Here is a 12,734-nt window from a genome sequence, read left to right as displayed (position 1 = left end):
CCACGGGGCTGCATCCCACATCGCCCGGAGACGCGCTGCTGCAAAAAGCAGAGAAAACAGCGCAAGACCTGGAAGATGAAGCCACGTCAGGCCTGAGTTCTGCTGAACGAAAAACCTTGATACGGCTGCTGATAAAAGTCTATTTGTAGATTTTTCTGGCGGCTGTGGCCGTCAGACTTGCCAAAGCTTCAAGTTCTTTCGCTTGAGCCTGGTGCTGAAGATGGTGCGAGAGACGGGACTTGAACCCGTACGACATCACTGTCCCGGGATTTTAAGTCCCGTGCGGCTACCGATTACGCCACTCTCGCTGAGTGAAATTACCCTGACCCACCGTATTGTCAAATAAAAAAGCCCCTTTCACGGGGCTGATGAGAATAAATGATGGAGGCGCGGCCCGGAGTCGAACCGGGCTAGCCGGATTTGCAATCCGGTACATAACCGCTTTGTTATCGCGCCGCACTCACAACTTTTTTGTTTTACCAAACAAGCTCGAAACTCGTAAAAAAGGGAAGCCTGAAGCTTCCCTTTTTACCAATTTGGAGCGGGAGAAGAGTCTCGAACTCTCGACCTCAACCTTGGCAAGGTTGCGCTCTACCAACTGAGCTACTCCCGCGTTTTCAGCCTGAAATCATAACATGACTTTGGGCCATTTTGACTTGAACCTGGGTTCTTGTCGCTTGCTGCAGCGCCGTTTAAGTGCACAGCAGCAAGCCTCAAATTATAGCCCACTTTTTGAGCCTTTCCACACCCTGCTCCAATCGGTGCAAATCTTTGGATGCAAAACACCAGCGCAGCCAGCCCTGGGATTCGGGGGCGAAGGCATTGCCGGGTGCCAAGCCCAAGCCCGCTTCGGCTACCAAGCGCTTGGCGGTGACCAGGGAATCCGGGTGGCCGGCCAGTTGGAAGAATGCATACATGCCGCCCTGCGCCGGGGCCACGCGCACGCCGGGCACGGCCTGCAGCAGCGGCACCAGGGTGTCGCGGCAGGTTTTGAGGTGCGCCACCACGCGCGGCGTGATGTTGTCGGTGCCCTGCAAGGCGGCGATACCGGCGCGCTGCACGAACACGCTGGCACACGAAGTATTGAACTCGATCAGCTTGCCCATGTGCGGGGTGGCGCTGGCGGGCATCACCAACCAGCCCAGCCGCCAGCCGGTCATCAAAAAGCTTTTGGAAAAGCTGTGTACCACCACCAGCCGGTCTTCGGGCGCGGCCACGTCCAGAAAGCTGGGTGCGCAACCGTTGGCGCTGGGCGCGTAGTACAGGCGCTCGTAGACCTCGTCGGCCAGGATCCAGGTGCCGGTGCGGCGGCAGTGGTCGAGGATGGTTTGCTGTTCGGCACGGGTCAGGGTCCAGCCGGTGGGATTGTTGGGCGCATTGAGCACCAGCAGCTTGGTGGCGGGCGTAACGGCGGCCAGCAACTGGGCCATGTCCAACGCCCAAGCGCCATCGGCCTGCGGTTGCAGCGCAACACAGCGCAGCCGCGCGCCCAGAATGGCGGGCTGGGCGGTGAGGTTGGGCCAGACCGGCGTGACAGCCACCACTTCGTCACCCGCATCCACCAGCATCTGGATGGCGAGCATCAAGGCATTCACACCGCCAGAGGTCATGGCGATGCGATCCGCACCTATAGTTCCGTTAAGGCCATGCAGCCCGCCCATGTAGTCGGCCACCGCCTGGCGCAGCTCGGGCAGGCCGAGGTTGTGGGAATAAAAAGTTTCGCCGTTTTGCAGCGATGCAATGGCCGCCTGGCGGATGAAATCGGGCGTGACTTCGTCGCTTTCGCCGAACCAGAAGGCCAGCACGTCGCTACGCCCCATGCCAGCGTTGGCGACTTCACGGATTTTGGATTCTTCGAGGTTCAGGATGGCTTGGCGCATAGACGGATGGGGAATGTGGAGGCATGATTATGCGGGCCCACCTTGGGCTATTTTGGAGACCCGCACGATGGCACCACAGACACTGCATTGCTGCCTAATGGCCTTGGTTCTGGCCTGCAGCGGCCCCAGCTTTGCCAAGACCAAAAAAGCCAAAGGCGGCTCGCAGGTGCGCCTGCTCAAAGACTCGTCTGAAAGCACCGCCGAGCGCAACCGCCGGCTGCTGCGCGAATGCAAGGGCCGCCCCAACGCCGGGGCCTGCGCTGGTTACACCCGTTAAACTGAAACAACTTTGATGGCTCGGGATGCTCCGCACCCAAGTCCATGAAAATTAACCCGGTCGAACCATCTTGCAGGTGGTGGGCATTTCGGCCTGCGCGGCGCTGGTCTGCTTGATCACCCGAAAACCATAGCCCGAACCTTCCACGTCAAATTTCACACCCGGCGTGCCCTGGCGGTCCATGACGCCCACGGCCAGCGGCTGCTGGAACTGGTGGTCGGCAGCGCGCATGCGGCCGGTTTGGCCATATAAACTGACGCTAGCGCTCTCCAGGCTTGTGACGACAGCTATCAAATCCATAGTACCCGCCTTTTCGATGGCCTGGGCCAGCGCCTCCACCATCAGCTGCATGCGCATGTGCTGGTAGTCGTCGGCCGGCTTAGGGAAGCGCTGGCGAAAGGCCTGCACAAAAGCCTGGCTCTGCGCCGTGGGCGTGTTCGGCAGCCAGTCGGCCACGGCAATCACCTTGCCCACGCCGGCCTCGCCCAGCGCCGCCGGAGCCCCCAGCGCATTGCCGTAAAAAGTGTAGAACTTGCCCTCAAAACCTACTTCGCGGGCGGCCTTGACCAGCAGGGTCAGGTCGTTACCAAAGTTGCCGGTGATAACGGCCTGCGCGCCGCTGGCCTTGATCTTGGCAGCGTAAGGGATGAAATCTTTGATGCGGCCCAGCGGGTGCAGCTCGTCGCCCACCACGCGCACGTCGGGGCGCTGCAGGGCCAATTGGCGCTTGGCCTCACGCGATACGGCCTGGCCGAAGCTGTAGTCCTGGCCCAGGATGTAGACGCTTTTGACCGCGGTGTCGTCCTTGAACACCGCCATCAACGCGGCCATGCGCATGTCGGCGTGCGCGTCGAAGCGAAAGTGCCAAAAGCTGCACTTCTCGTTGGTCAGCGTGGGGTCTACCGCCGCATAGTTGAGCAGCAGCACGCGTTTGGTAGGTTCGCGGTCGTTGTGTTTGTGGATGGCATCGATCAGCACCGCGGCGGTGGCCGACGAGTTGCCTTGCAGGATGTATTGCGCCCCGTCGTCGATGGCTGCGCGCAGGGCCGACAGGGCTTCTTCGTTCTGGCCCTTGCTGTCATAGCGCTCCAGCGCCAGCAGGTGTTTACCGTCGGGCAGCGGCACGCCACCGCGCGCGTTGACACGCTCTACCGCCCACACCAGGTTGCGAAACACCGCCTCGCCACCGTTGCCAAACGGGCCGCTCAAGCCTTCGACCAAGGCCAGCTTGATGGGCGCAGGGGCCGCCTGCGCCGAGAGAAAAACCAGGCCACATAGCGCCACAGCGCACGATTTCAAGAGCCCACGGCGAAACTTAAACATCTAAAAACTTCCTTGAAATAGGGGGGCGGCGCACGCAGATGTGATCCAAGCGGCAATCACGGTGAGCGCCGCGTAATGTAAACGGAGTCCACCATGTTTATTGCAGCTACCCACCCCGCTTTTGCCCGCCCGTCCCTCAACGCCCAGAACCTGCGCGCCCTGCACCACCTGCTCGATGAAAAGCGCTCTGCGGGCTACCGCATCACCCAGGACGAGCATGCCTACAGCCTGCAGTTCGACGTGCCCGGTATTGCCAAAGAGCAGTTGTCCATCGGCATCGAAGGCAGCGTCGTGCGCATTGAAAGCCAGCCCGATGCACCGCGCAGCTACAAGGCCGCCTACGAGTTGCCGCAAGACATCGACGTGTCGGCCAGCGATGCCCGGCTGGAAAACGGTGTGCTGACGCTGAAGCTGGCCAAGAAAGCACCGGTCAGCAACGTCTCCAACCTCACCATCAACTGAAGCCAGTCGCTACAGGGAATCCAAGGGCCAACGCGGCTTGACGTCAAAAGCGTAAGCCCGCGTCGGCTCCTGCAGGCCCGACTGCAATCGCATGGCTCCGGCCATGGCGATCATGGCGCCGTTGTCGGTGCACAAATGCAGCTCGGGGTAGTGCACGCGGATACCGGCTTTGGCGCAGACCGCATTAAGCTGGCTGCGCAGCGACTTGTTGGCCCCCACCCCGCCCGCTACCACCAGCCTGCGCAGGCCGGTGCGTTGCAGGGCCGTCATGGATTTCTTCAAAAGCACTTCGACAATCGCTGCCTGGGTGCTGGCGGCGAGGTCGGCTTTGCGGGCCTCCAAATCGTCCCCCAGCTTCTTGGCCTGCGTCATGACTGCCGTTTTCAAACCGGCGAAGGAGAAATCAAGGTTGCCACTGTGCAGCAAGGGACGCGGTAGCTTAAAGGCCGCCGGATCGCCCTGCTCTGCAAGCCGCGACAAGGCCGGGCCGCCGGGGTAGCCCAGGCCCATCAGCTTGGCGGACTTGTCGAAAGCCTCGCCCGCCGCATCGTCGATGGTTTCGCCCAGCATTTCGTAACGGCCCACACCGTCCACCCGCATCAGTTGGCTATGGCCGCCCGACACCAACAGCGCCACGAATGGAAACTCCGGCGGATCCGCACTGAGGAAGGGCGACAGCAAATGCCCTTCCAGGTGGTGCACGCCCAGCACCGGCTTGCCCAAGGCCGCACCCAGCGCACAGGCCACGCCCGCGCCCACCAGCAGCGCACCGGCCAAACCGGGGCCACGGGTGTAAGCCACCACGTCCACGTCTTGCAGCGTGTGGGCGGCTTCCTCCAGCACCTGGCGCGTCAACGGCAGCACGCGGCGGATGTGGTCGCGGCTGGCCAGCTCGGGCACCACGCCACCGTAGGCCTGGTGCATTTCAATCTGGCTGTGCAGCGCATGCGCCAGCAGCATAGGCAGGGCCGCGCCGTCGGCGCGCACCAAGGCAATTCCAGTTTCGTCACACGATGATTCAATACCCAATACCAGCACAAGGATTCCCTCTGTCAATCAGGCCTGGAGTGTAGGGCCGCACCATCTTGGCGCGAATCTTGCGGGTTTTTGCCCATGAATGAAGCCCTGCACACGCTGCGTGCACACTATTTCTTCCCCTAATTTTTTGAAATAAAATATGGCTCTAGCGCAGAATCTGACTGCACAGGTAGCTACTCATTCCATAGCAAGAATATGCTACCCCTGCGTAGCAATACCGGCTCTTGTTTTCTCCCCCTTTTATGCAGTCTCTGTCGCCTACCTCCCTGGAAATGGAATCCGTCCTCGCCCCCGTTGCCCGCTCACACCACTACAGCCCCTTGCTGGCGCGGTCGGTGAATCTGCACAAAGTGCTCGATACCCTGGTCAACAACCTGGAGGGCATGGCCTACCGCTGCCTGCCGGATGTGCACTGGACCATGCGCTTCGTCAGCCAGGGCTGCCACAAACTCACCGGCTACCAGGCACTGGAACTGATCGACAACCAAGCCGTGTCGTGGGAGCGCATCACCCACCCGAACGACCGCATTCGGGTGCGGGCCGAGATTCTGGCCGCGGCCGCCGCCGGGCAGCGCTTCACCGTGCACTACGCCATCCAGACCCGCAGCGGTGCCATACGCCGGGTCAAAGAGCAAGGCGTGATGGTGGTAGACGAAGGCGGGCAACAGGTGCTGGAAGGCTTTATCGAAGACGTGACCGAGGGCTTTCTGACCCTGGAGGCGCTGGCCCATGCCGAAGCCCGCTACCGGCAAATTTTTGAGCATGCGCGCGAAGGCATCTTCCAGACCTCGCAAGAAGGCCGCTACCTGTCGGCCAACCCGGCGCTGGCCCGGCTCTACGGCTACGCCTCTGCCGACGAGCTGATTGCCGACCTGGCCGACATCGACCGCCGCCTGTACGTGCAGCCGCAGCGGCGCGAGCGCTTTCAAAAGCTGATGGCCACGCACGGCGAAGTGCGCAACTTCGAGTCTGAGGTGTACCGGCGTGACGGCAGCACCATCTGGATATCAGAAAACGCCCGCAGTGTGCGCGATGGGTATGGCGCGTTCATCTGCTTTGAAGGCACGGTACAAGACATTACCGAGCGCCGCAGCCAGCGCGAGCAGCTAGAGCGCCAGGCCAACTACGATGGCCTGACCGGCCTGGCCAACCGCAACCTGCTGCGCGACCGCATCGGCCCGGCGATTGCCCACGCCGAGCGCATGGGCCACTTTTTGGCCGTGGTGTTCATCGACCTGGACCACTTCAAGTTGATCAACGACAGCCTGGGCCACGACGCGGGCGACCAACTGTTGGTGGAAATTGCCCATCGCATGCGCAACTGCGTGCGCGCCAGCGACACCGTGTCGCGCCACAGCGGCGACGAATTTGTACTGCTGCTCAACGAGCACTTTCGCGCCAACAGCGTCATCTCGCACCTGCAGCGCGTGCTCAAGCAGATCAACCAACCGGTGAGCCTGCTGGGGCGCGAATTCCAGGTGGGCGCCAGCATGGGCGTGGCGCTGTACCCGCAAGACGGCGAGGACGCGCAAAGCCTGCTCAAGCACGCCGACGTGGCCATGTACGCCGCCAAGGAGCGTGGCCGCAACAACTTCCAGTTCTTCACCCCCGAGCTCAACAAAGTGGCCGACGAGCGGCTCAACCTGGCCACGGCCATGCGGGTGGGCTTGGAGCAAAACGAGTTCACCGTGGCCTACCAGCCCAAGGTAGACCAGCACCGGCGCATCATTGGCGTCGAGGCGCTGGCCCGCTGGCACAGCAGCAGCATCGGCATGGTCGGGCCTGACCGCTTCATTCCGATTGCCGAAGACACCGGCCTGATTGGCGAGCTAACCGACGTCATACTGCGCCAGGCCTTCGCCGCCGCCGCGCTGTGGGAAGGGCCCCAAGCGGCCAAGCTGGTGATCGCCGTCAACTTGTCGGCCCGGCTGTTCCTGGCCGACGACCTGGTGTTGCGCGTGGCCGCGCTGGTGCGCGCCAGCGGACTACCGCCCGAGCGGGTCGAGCTGGAGATCACCGAAGGCGTGTTTCTGGACGACAGCGCGCGCGCCATCAGCGTGCTCAATGCCTTCAAGGCACAGGGCTTTCGGGTGGCCATGGACGACTTTGGCACCGGCTATTCCAGCCTGTCTTACCTGCGCCATCTGCCACTGGACACGGTGAAGATCGACCGCTCGCTGATCATCGATATCGAGTCCGATGCCGACGTGGCCATGATCGCCCGATCAATGGTGGGCCTATGCCAGAACCTGCGTAAAACGGTGGTCGCCGAGGGCGTAGAAAACCAGGCCCAATTCGACGTACTACGCGGCCAGGGCTGCAACGAATTCCAGGGCTACCTGCTGGCCAAGCCCATGGCCAACACCGCCTTTTGCCAACTGCTGGACCAAGGCGGTGGCTTCATCCGCGCGCCCATCCCGCCCAAGCCCAACCGCTGAAATGGTGCGCCGCACGCGAACAGTGCGAACCACCATTTTTAAATGAAATAGGCCTACAGCGCAGTCTGCACCTGCGCTGACAGCTACTTATTAAATAGCACTTAGTCTATAAACCAACTGGCACGGTGCTTGCGTATTCCCTTGCAAGACCACCACTGGTCCCATGGCAGCTAGCACCCAATGGCGGGTGCCGAGCACTAGGTATTCGGATAAAGGCGTCCCCACCCGTCAGAGGCTGCAGTTTGCAGCGCACTGCGCGGTGAGGACGCTTTTTTTCGTTTTGAAGCCCGATTTCTGCAATCCGACTTTTTGGGAGCCTTTAGATGACCGATCTTTTGAAAACGAAACTCAGCCGCCGCTCGGTGCTGCAAACCGTGGCCGCAGGTGCCGTGGGTGTCAGCCCCGCCCTGCGCGCCCTGGTGTATGCCGCCGGATCCGACAAACCCGAAAAAGAAGAAGTCAAAATTGGCTTCATCCCCCTGACCGATTGCGCCAGCGTGGTCATGGCCTCGGTACTGGGTTTCGACAAGAAGTACGGCGTCAAAATCATCCCCACCAAGGAAGCCAGCTGGGCCGGTGTGCGCGACAAGCTGGTCAACGGAGAGCTGGACTTTGCCCACGTGCTGTACGGCCTGGTGTATGGCGTACACCTGGGCACCGCAGGTCCGAAAAAAGACATGGCAGTGCTGATGTCCATCAACAACAACGGGCAGGCCATCTCGCTGTCGAAAGCGCTGGCCGACAAGGGCGCGGTAGACGGCCCCAGCCTGGCCAAGCTGATGACCAAGGAAAAGCGCGAATACACCTTCGCGGGCACCTTCCCCACCGGCACCCACGCCATGTGGATGCACTACTGGCTGGCCGCCGCCGGTATCAACCCGGTGTCAGAAGCCAAACTGATCACCGTGCCACCGCCGCAAATGGTGGCCAACATGCGCATCGGCAACATGGACGGCTTCTGCGTAGGTGAGCCCTGGAACCACCGGGCCATCATGGACGGCATCGGCATCACCGCCAACACCACGCAAGACATCTGGAAGGACCACCCGGAAAAAGTGCTGGGCACCACCGCGGACTTTCTCAAGAAGAACCCCAATACCTGCCGCGCCGTGATGATGGCTGTGCTGGAAGCCAGCCGCTGGATCGATGCCAGCCTGCAGAACAAGATGAAGATGGCCGAGACCGTGGCTGAAAAAAGCTACATCAACACCAGTGTGGACGTGATCAACCAGCGCATCCTGGGCCGCTACCAAAACGGCCTGGGCAAGACCTGGGACGACCCAAACCACATGAAGTTCTTCAACGACGGTGCAGTCAACTTCCCCTACCTCAGCGACGGCATGTGGTTCCTGACCCAGCACAAACGCTGGGGCCTGCTGAAAGCGCACCCCGACTACCTGGCCGTGGCCAAGCAGATCAACCAGATCGACCTGTACAAGGACGTGGCCTCGGCCATGAAGATCAACGTGCCCAAGGACGTGATGCGCAGCAGCAAGCTGATGGACGGTGTGGTGTGGGACGGCAAAGACCCTAAAAAGTACGCCGACGACTTCAAGATAAAAGCCTAAATGTTCCCTCCCGCCTACCCGGCGGGAGCCCTTTCCCCTTTGAGGAGAAACACCATGGTCAGTGCCGTATTCCACTCCCCCCGCGATGCATCGTTCGATGGCGCCGAAAACCCGGTCGCTCCAAAAATGCTAGCTACCACCGCAAAAGGCACCGGCGCTAGTGCCCTAAAAGACATAAAAACAGCCCCTACCAAAATGCCTTTTGACTGGCGTGCCCTGTGGCTCAAAGTGCTGCCACCCATCCTGGGCCTGGGCCTGCTGATTGGCATTTGGGCCATCGTCTCCATCAGCACCGCCAGCAGCATCCCCTCGCCCTACGAGACATTCCAGCAAGCCGTCGTGTTGTTCAGTGACCCTTTCTACCGCAACGGCCCGAACGACCAAGGTGTGGGCTGGAACGTGCTGGCCTCGCTGCAGCGGGTGGCATTGGGCTTTGGCCTGGCGGCGCTGGTCGGTATTCCGGCCGGTTTTGTGATTGGCCGGTTTGAGTTCATGGGCCGCATGTTCAACCCGCTGATCAGCCTGCTGCGCCCGGTGTCGCCGCTGGCCTGGCTGCCGATTGGCCTGATGGTGTTCAAGGGCGCGAATCCGGCCGCTATCTGGACCATCTTCATCTGCTCGATCTGGCCCATGATCATCAACACCGCCGTCGGCGTGCAGCGTGTGCCGCAGGATTACATGAACGTGGCCCGGGTGCTTGCCTTAAGCGAATGGAAGATCGTCACCAAGATTCTGTTCCCCGCCGTGCTGCCCTACATGCTGACCGGTGTGCGCCTGGCCGTGGGCACCGCCTGGCTGGTGATTGTGGCGGCCGAAATGCTGACCGGCGGCGTGGGCATCGGCTTCTGGGTCTGGGACGAGTGGAACAACCTGAATGTGAAAAACATCATCGTCGCCATCTTCGTCATCGGCATCGTCGGTCTGGCCCTCGAATACGCGTTGATCAAACTGGCTACCGCATTTACTTTTGAAGAGGTGAAGTCATGAACGCGCTGAATACCAAGTACATCGAAATCCAGGGCGTGGAGCAGACCTTCAAAACCGCCAAAGGCATCTTCCCCGCCCTGCGCGACGTGAACCTGACGATTGCCAAGGGCGAGTTTGTGGCACTGATCGGCCACTCGGGCTGCGGCAAGTCCACCCTGCTGAACCTGATTGCCGGCCTGACCGAACCCACCAGCGGCACCCTGCTGTGCGCCAACCGCGAGATCAAGGGGCCAGGACCCGAGCGCGCCGTGGTGTTCCAAAACCACTCCCTGCTGCCCTGGCTGACTTGTTTTGAAAACGTCTACCTGGCGGTGGAGCGCGTCTTCGGCTCGGCCAACAAAAGCACCGGTGCGCCGTCTGAAAACAAGGCCCAGCTGAAAGCCCGCACCGATGCGGTGCTGGCCCTGGTGGGTCTGACCGCCGCCGCGCAAAAACGCCCCGGCGAAATCTCGGGCGGCATGAAGCAGCGCGTAGGCATTGCCCGCGCCCTGAGCATGGAGCCCAAGGTCTTGTTGATGGACGAACCCTTTGGTGCACTGGATGCGCTGACCCGCGCCAAGCTGCAAGACGAGTTGCTGGCCATCGTGCAAAAGACCCAGAGCACCGTGGTGATGGTGACCCACGATGTGGACGAAGCCGTGCTGCTGAGCGACAAGATCGTGATGCTGACCAATGGGCCTGCCGCCACCATCGGCGAGGTGCTGCAGGTAAATCTGCCGCGCCCACGCAACCGTGTGGAGCTGGCCGACAACGCCGACTACCAGGGCTACCGCAAGAACGTGATCGACTTCCTCTACACCCGCCAAGCGCACGTCGAGAAAATCACCGCCTAGGAGTCTGGGCGGCAGAAGGCATCGAAGCGAAAAGCGGCCCCGGCGAGGACAGTTTTTGCCGGATTTGCAGCCCAATAGCTCCGCTATTCGGCAAAAAGACGGTGAAAAATGGACCGCTGCGGTCGCTTTGCAGCCGATGCTCCTTCTGCCGCCCAGACTCCTAGGCTTTGTAACCCGCCAGGCTGCCGTGTTGCGCACGGTTCGCCCCCCTTGCAGAGGGCAACAGCAGTGGCCTGGCGTAGCCAGTTCCGCGCTGTTTCTGGAAGGGGTGCCTCTCTGTGGCTTGAAGCCTTTTATGCCACTAGCGCTTATTGAATCTGCAGTGGCAGCTCTTTATTTTGTAGCTATTCCACCGTTATCCATCGCCACGGATGAACCCGGCCTGGGCCCCCAGGATGGTGCAGAATTGTTTGCATCGGGTCTCCATCCACGGCCCATGCCCACCAAACCGCCCCACCACCCCCCTCTGCGCCCGCACCTGGTTCGCCCCTGGGCATTGATGCGCACGCAGCAGCAGCTGCAGCAGAACGGGTATCCGCGCTTGCAGATGGCGCTGCTGGTGGCCTTGACAGGGTTGTCGGGCTTGCTGGCCTCTTTTGTGATGCTGGGCCAAGGGGTTACGGCCATGGCGCTGCGGTATCCGCTGGCTTTGCTGGTCGCTTACCTGGTGTTTTTGGTGTTGCTGTGGCTGTGGTTGCGCAGCAGGGCAGACGACTATCTGGAGGTGCCCGATCTGTTGCAAGAGATTCCTACGGGCAACGGCACCAGCAGTGGGGTACCTCTGCGCAGCGGCTCGGGGGGCGACTTTGGGGGTGGCGGAGCCAGTGCTTCTTTTGACACCACGGGCAGCATCAACCCACCCAGCGTGGAAACCAACCTGGGCGACGGTCTGGGCGATGCCCTGGGCTCGGTGGCCGATGCGGACGAATGGGCCATTCCCTTGGTGGTTTTGCTGCTGGGCGCGGGCCTGGCACTGTCGATGCTGTACATGGTGTACGCGGCACCGGTGCTGTTCGCCGAGCTGTTGCTGGACGGCGTGCTGTCGGCCTCTCTGTACCGCAATCTGCGCGGCCTGCAAAGACAACACTGGCTGACCTCGGCCTTTCGCCGCACAGCGCTGCCTTTTGTGTTGACAGGGGTGTTTCTGTGTCTCAGCGGGTGGGCCATGCAAGCCTATGCACCCCATGCACACTCCATCGGCGACGTGCTGCAGCAGCTACACCATCGCGCTTAAAGCGGGTTCACCCCCGCATCCGCGCCATCGTTCCCACAAACGCCTCAAACTCGGCAATCGGCAGCGGGCAGCTAAACAGGTAACCCTGGTAGGCGTGGCAGCCCTGGTGGGCCAGAAACAGTCGCTGGGCTTCGGTTTCTACGCCTTCGGCCATCACCGCCAGGCCCAGGCTGTCCCCCAGCGCGATGACCATTTTGGCGATAGCGGCATCATTGGGGTCGGTCAGGATGTCGCGCACAAAGCCCTGGTCGATCTTGAGCTGGTCCAGCGGCAGCAGCTTGAGGTACGACAGCGACGAATAGCCGGTGCCAAAGTCGTCCAGCGAAAAACCCACGCCCACGGCCTTGAGCGCGTCCATCTTGGTGATCACCCCCTCGATGTCGTCCACCAGCATGCTTTCGGTCAGCTCCAGCTTCAGGCGCTGCGGTCGGGCACCGGTGCGGGCCAGCACGGCCAGCACCTGGTCCACAAAGTCGCTTTGCTGGAACTGGCGCGGGCTGACGTTGACCGCCATCGTCAGGTGCGCCAAGGCGCGCTGGCGGGCCCAGAGTGCCAGTTGGGCGCAAGCGGTTTCCAGCACCCACAGACCCAGCGGGAGTATCAGCCCGGTGTCTTCGGCGAGGGGAATGAATTCGGCCGGGGGCACCATGCCGCGCTCGGGGTGCTGCCAGCGCACCAGCGCTTCTACGCCGGT

The 12,734-nt window shown here is 61.6% G+C and carries 11 protein-coding genes and 3 tRNA genes; 7 read left to right on the top strand and 7 right to left on the bottom strand.

The features are described 5' to 3' along the window. Window positions 1-221: 221 nt before the first annotated feature. The 4 genes from ABI213_RS08730 to ABI213_RS08715 form a co-directional block, all read right to left on the bottom strand. Window positions 222-308, bottom strand: a tRNA-Leu gene (locus tag ABI213_RS08730). 74 nt (window positions 309-382) lie between these two features. Beyond that, window positions 383-456 (bottom strand) — tRNA-Cys (locus ABI213_RS08725). Between the two features lie 81 nt (window positions 457-537). Beyond that, window positions 538-613: transfer RNA gene (locus tag ABI213_RS08720), tRNA-Gly, on the bottom strand. A gap of 100 nt (window positions 614-713) precedes the next feature. After that, the gene (locus ABI213_RS08715; RefSeq protein WP_348008168.1) at window positions 714-1,880 is read right to left on the bottom strand and encodes a pyridoxal phosphate-dependent aminotransferase; all 1,167 of its coding nucleotides are present in this window, start codon (window positions 1,878-1,880) and stop codon (window positions 714-716) included. A 67-nt stretch (window positions 1,881-1,947) separates the two neighbouring features. Here ABI213_RS08715 and ABI213_RS08710 point away from each other — a divergent pair, with 67 nt between their 5' ends. Then, complete coding sequence (locus ABI213_RS08710) at window positions 1,948-2,157, top strand: hypothetical protein (RefSeq protein WP_348008167.1); 210 nt, start codon at window positions 1,948-1,950, stop codon at window positions 2,155-2,157. A gap of 51 nt (window positions 2,158-2,208) precedes the next feature. Here the strand turns inward: ABI213_RS08710 and ABI213_RS08705 are convergent, their stop codons facing one another. Beyond that, window positions 2,209-3,480 carry a branched-chain amino acid ABC transporter substrate-binding protein gene (locus ABI213_RS08705; protein ID WP_348008166.1) on the bottom strand — a complete coding sequence of 424 codons (1,272 nt, stop codon included), beginning with the start codon at window positions 3,478-3,480 and terminating at the stop codon, window positions 2,209-2,211. 93 nt (window positions 3,481-3,573) lie between these two features. Between ABI213_RS08705 and ABI213_RS08700 the strand changes: the two genes are divergently transcribed. Further along, window positions 3,574-3,942, top strand: a complete 369-nt coding sequence (locus tag ABI213_RS08700; protein ID WP_348008165.1) for an Hsp20/alpha crystallin family protein — start codon at window positions 3,574-3,576, stop codon at window positions 3,940-3,942. A gap of 9 nt (window positions 3,943-3,951) precedes the next feature. Here ABI213_RS08700 and tsaD read toward each other — a convergent pair whose 3' ends face one another. Then, on the bottom strand, window positions 3,952-4,980 hold the full coding sequence (tsaD, locus tag ABI213_RS08695) for a tRNA (adenosine(37)-N6)-threonylcarbamoyltransferase complex transferase subunit TsaD (protein WP_348008164.1): 1,029 nt from the start codon (window positions 4,978-4,980) through the stop codon (window positions 3,952-3,954). 272 nt (window positions 4,981-5,252) lie between these two features. On the opposite strand from tsaD, the gene ABI213_RS08690 reads away from it, so the two are divergent. From ABI213_RS08690 to ABI213_RS08670, 5 genes are all read left to right on the top strand, one after another. Further along, a complete protein-coding gene (locus tag ABI213_RS08690) occupies window positions 5,253-7,418 on the top strand; it encodes an EAL domain-containing protein (RefSeq protein WP_348008163.1) in 2,166 nt (721 codons plus the stop codon). 323 nt (window positions 7,419-7,741) lie between these two features. After that, entirely contained in the window at window positions 7,742-8,986 is a 1,245-nt protein-coding gene (locus ABI213_RS08685) for a CmpA/NrtA family ABC transporter substrate-binding protein (protein WP_348026770.1), read from the top strand. 54 nt (window positions 8,987-9,040) lie between these two features. Next, complete coding sequence (ntrB, locus tag ABI213_RS08680) at window positions 9,041-9,973, top strand: nitrate ABC transporter permease (RefSeq protein ID WP_348008161.1); 933 nt, start codon at window positions 9,041-9,043, stop codon at window positions 9,971-9,973. Continuing rightward, window positions 9,970-10,806: an ABC transporter ATP-binding protein gene (locus ABI213_RS08675; RefSeq protein ID WP_348026768.1), complete on the top strand. Its 837-nt coding sequence runs from the start codon at window positions 9,970-9,972 to the stop codon at window positions 10,804-10,806. The genes ntrB and ABI213_RS08675 overlap by 4 nt, the downstream gene beginning before the upstream one ends. A 436-nt stretch (window positions 10,807-11,242) precedes the next feature. After that, window positions 11,243-12,040 (top strand): hypothetical protein, encoded by a 798-nt coding sequence (locus ABI213_RS08670; RefSeq protein WP_348026767.1) that lies wholly within the window; start codon window positions 11,243-11,245, stop codon window positions 12,038-12,040. Window positions 12,041-12,047: 7 nt separating this feature from the next. Here the strand turns inward: ABI213_RS08670 and ABI213_RS08665 are convergent. Next, the coding region (locus ABI213_RS08665; RefSeq protein ID WP_348026766.1) for an EAL domain-containing protein at window positions 12,048-12,734 on the bottom strand (687 nt) is incomplete at its 5' end.

It is taken from the genome of Rhodoferax sp. (genome assembly GCF_039922535.1).
Lineage (GTDB): Bacteria > Pseudomonadota > Gammaproteobacteria > Burkholderiales > Burkholderiaceae_C > Rhodoferax_B.
Note: the sequence above shows the minus strand (reverse complement) of the source record. Positions and strands in the feature narration are given on the sequence as shown.

Excerpts from the sequence above, each read along its gene's own strand:
- ABI213_RS08690 (WP_348008163.1), top strand. The coding sequence starts at position 5,253 with ATGGAATCCGTCCTCGCCCCCGTTGCCCGCTCACACCACTACAGCCCC.
- ABI213_RS08670 (WP_348026767.1), top strand. The coding sequence starts at position 11,243 with ATGCCCACCAAACCGCCCCACCACCCCCCTCTGCGCCCGCACCTGGTT.
- ntrB (WP_348008161.1), top strand. The coding sequence starts at position 9,041 with ATGGTCAGTGCCGTATTCCACTCCCCCCGCGATGCATCGTTCGATGGC.
- ABI213_RS08710 (WP_348008167.1), top strand. The coding sequence starts at position 1,948 with ATGGCACCACAGACACTGCATTGCTGCCTAATGGCCTTGGTTCTGGCC.
- ABI213_RS08675 (WP_348026768.1), top strand. The coding sequence starts at position 9,970 with ATGAACGCGCTGAATACCAAGTACATCGAAATCCAGGGCGTGGAGCAG.
- ABI213_RS08715 (WP_348008168.1), bottom strand. The coding sequence starts at position 1,880 with ATGCGCCAAGCCATCCTGAACCTCGAAGAATCCAAAATCCGTGAAGTC.
- ABI213_RS08705 (WP_348008166.1), bottom strand. The coding sequence starts at position 3,480 with ATGTTTAAGTTTCGCCGTGGGCTCTTGAAATCGTGCGCTGTGGCGCTA.
- ABI213_RS08685 (WP_348026770.1), top strand. The coding sequence starts at position 7,742 with ATGACCGATCTTTTGAAAACGAAACTCAGCCGCCGCTCGGTGCTGCAA.
- ABI213_RS08700 (WP_348008165.1), top strand. The coding sequence starts at position 3,574 with ATGTTTATTGCAGCTACCCACCCCGCTTTTGCCCGCCCGTCCCTCAAC.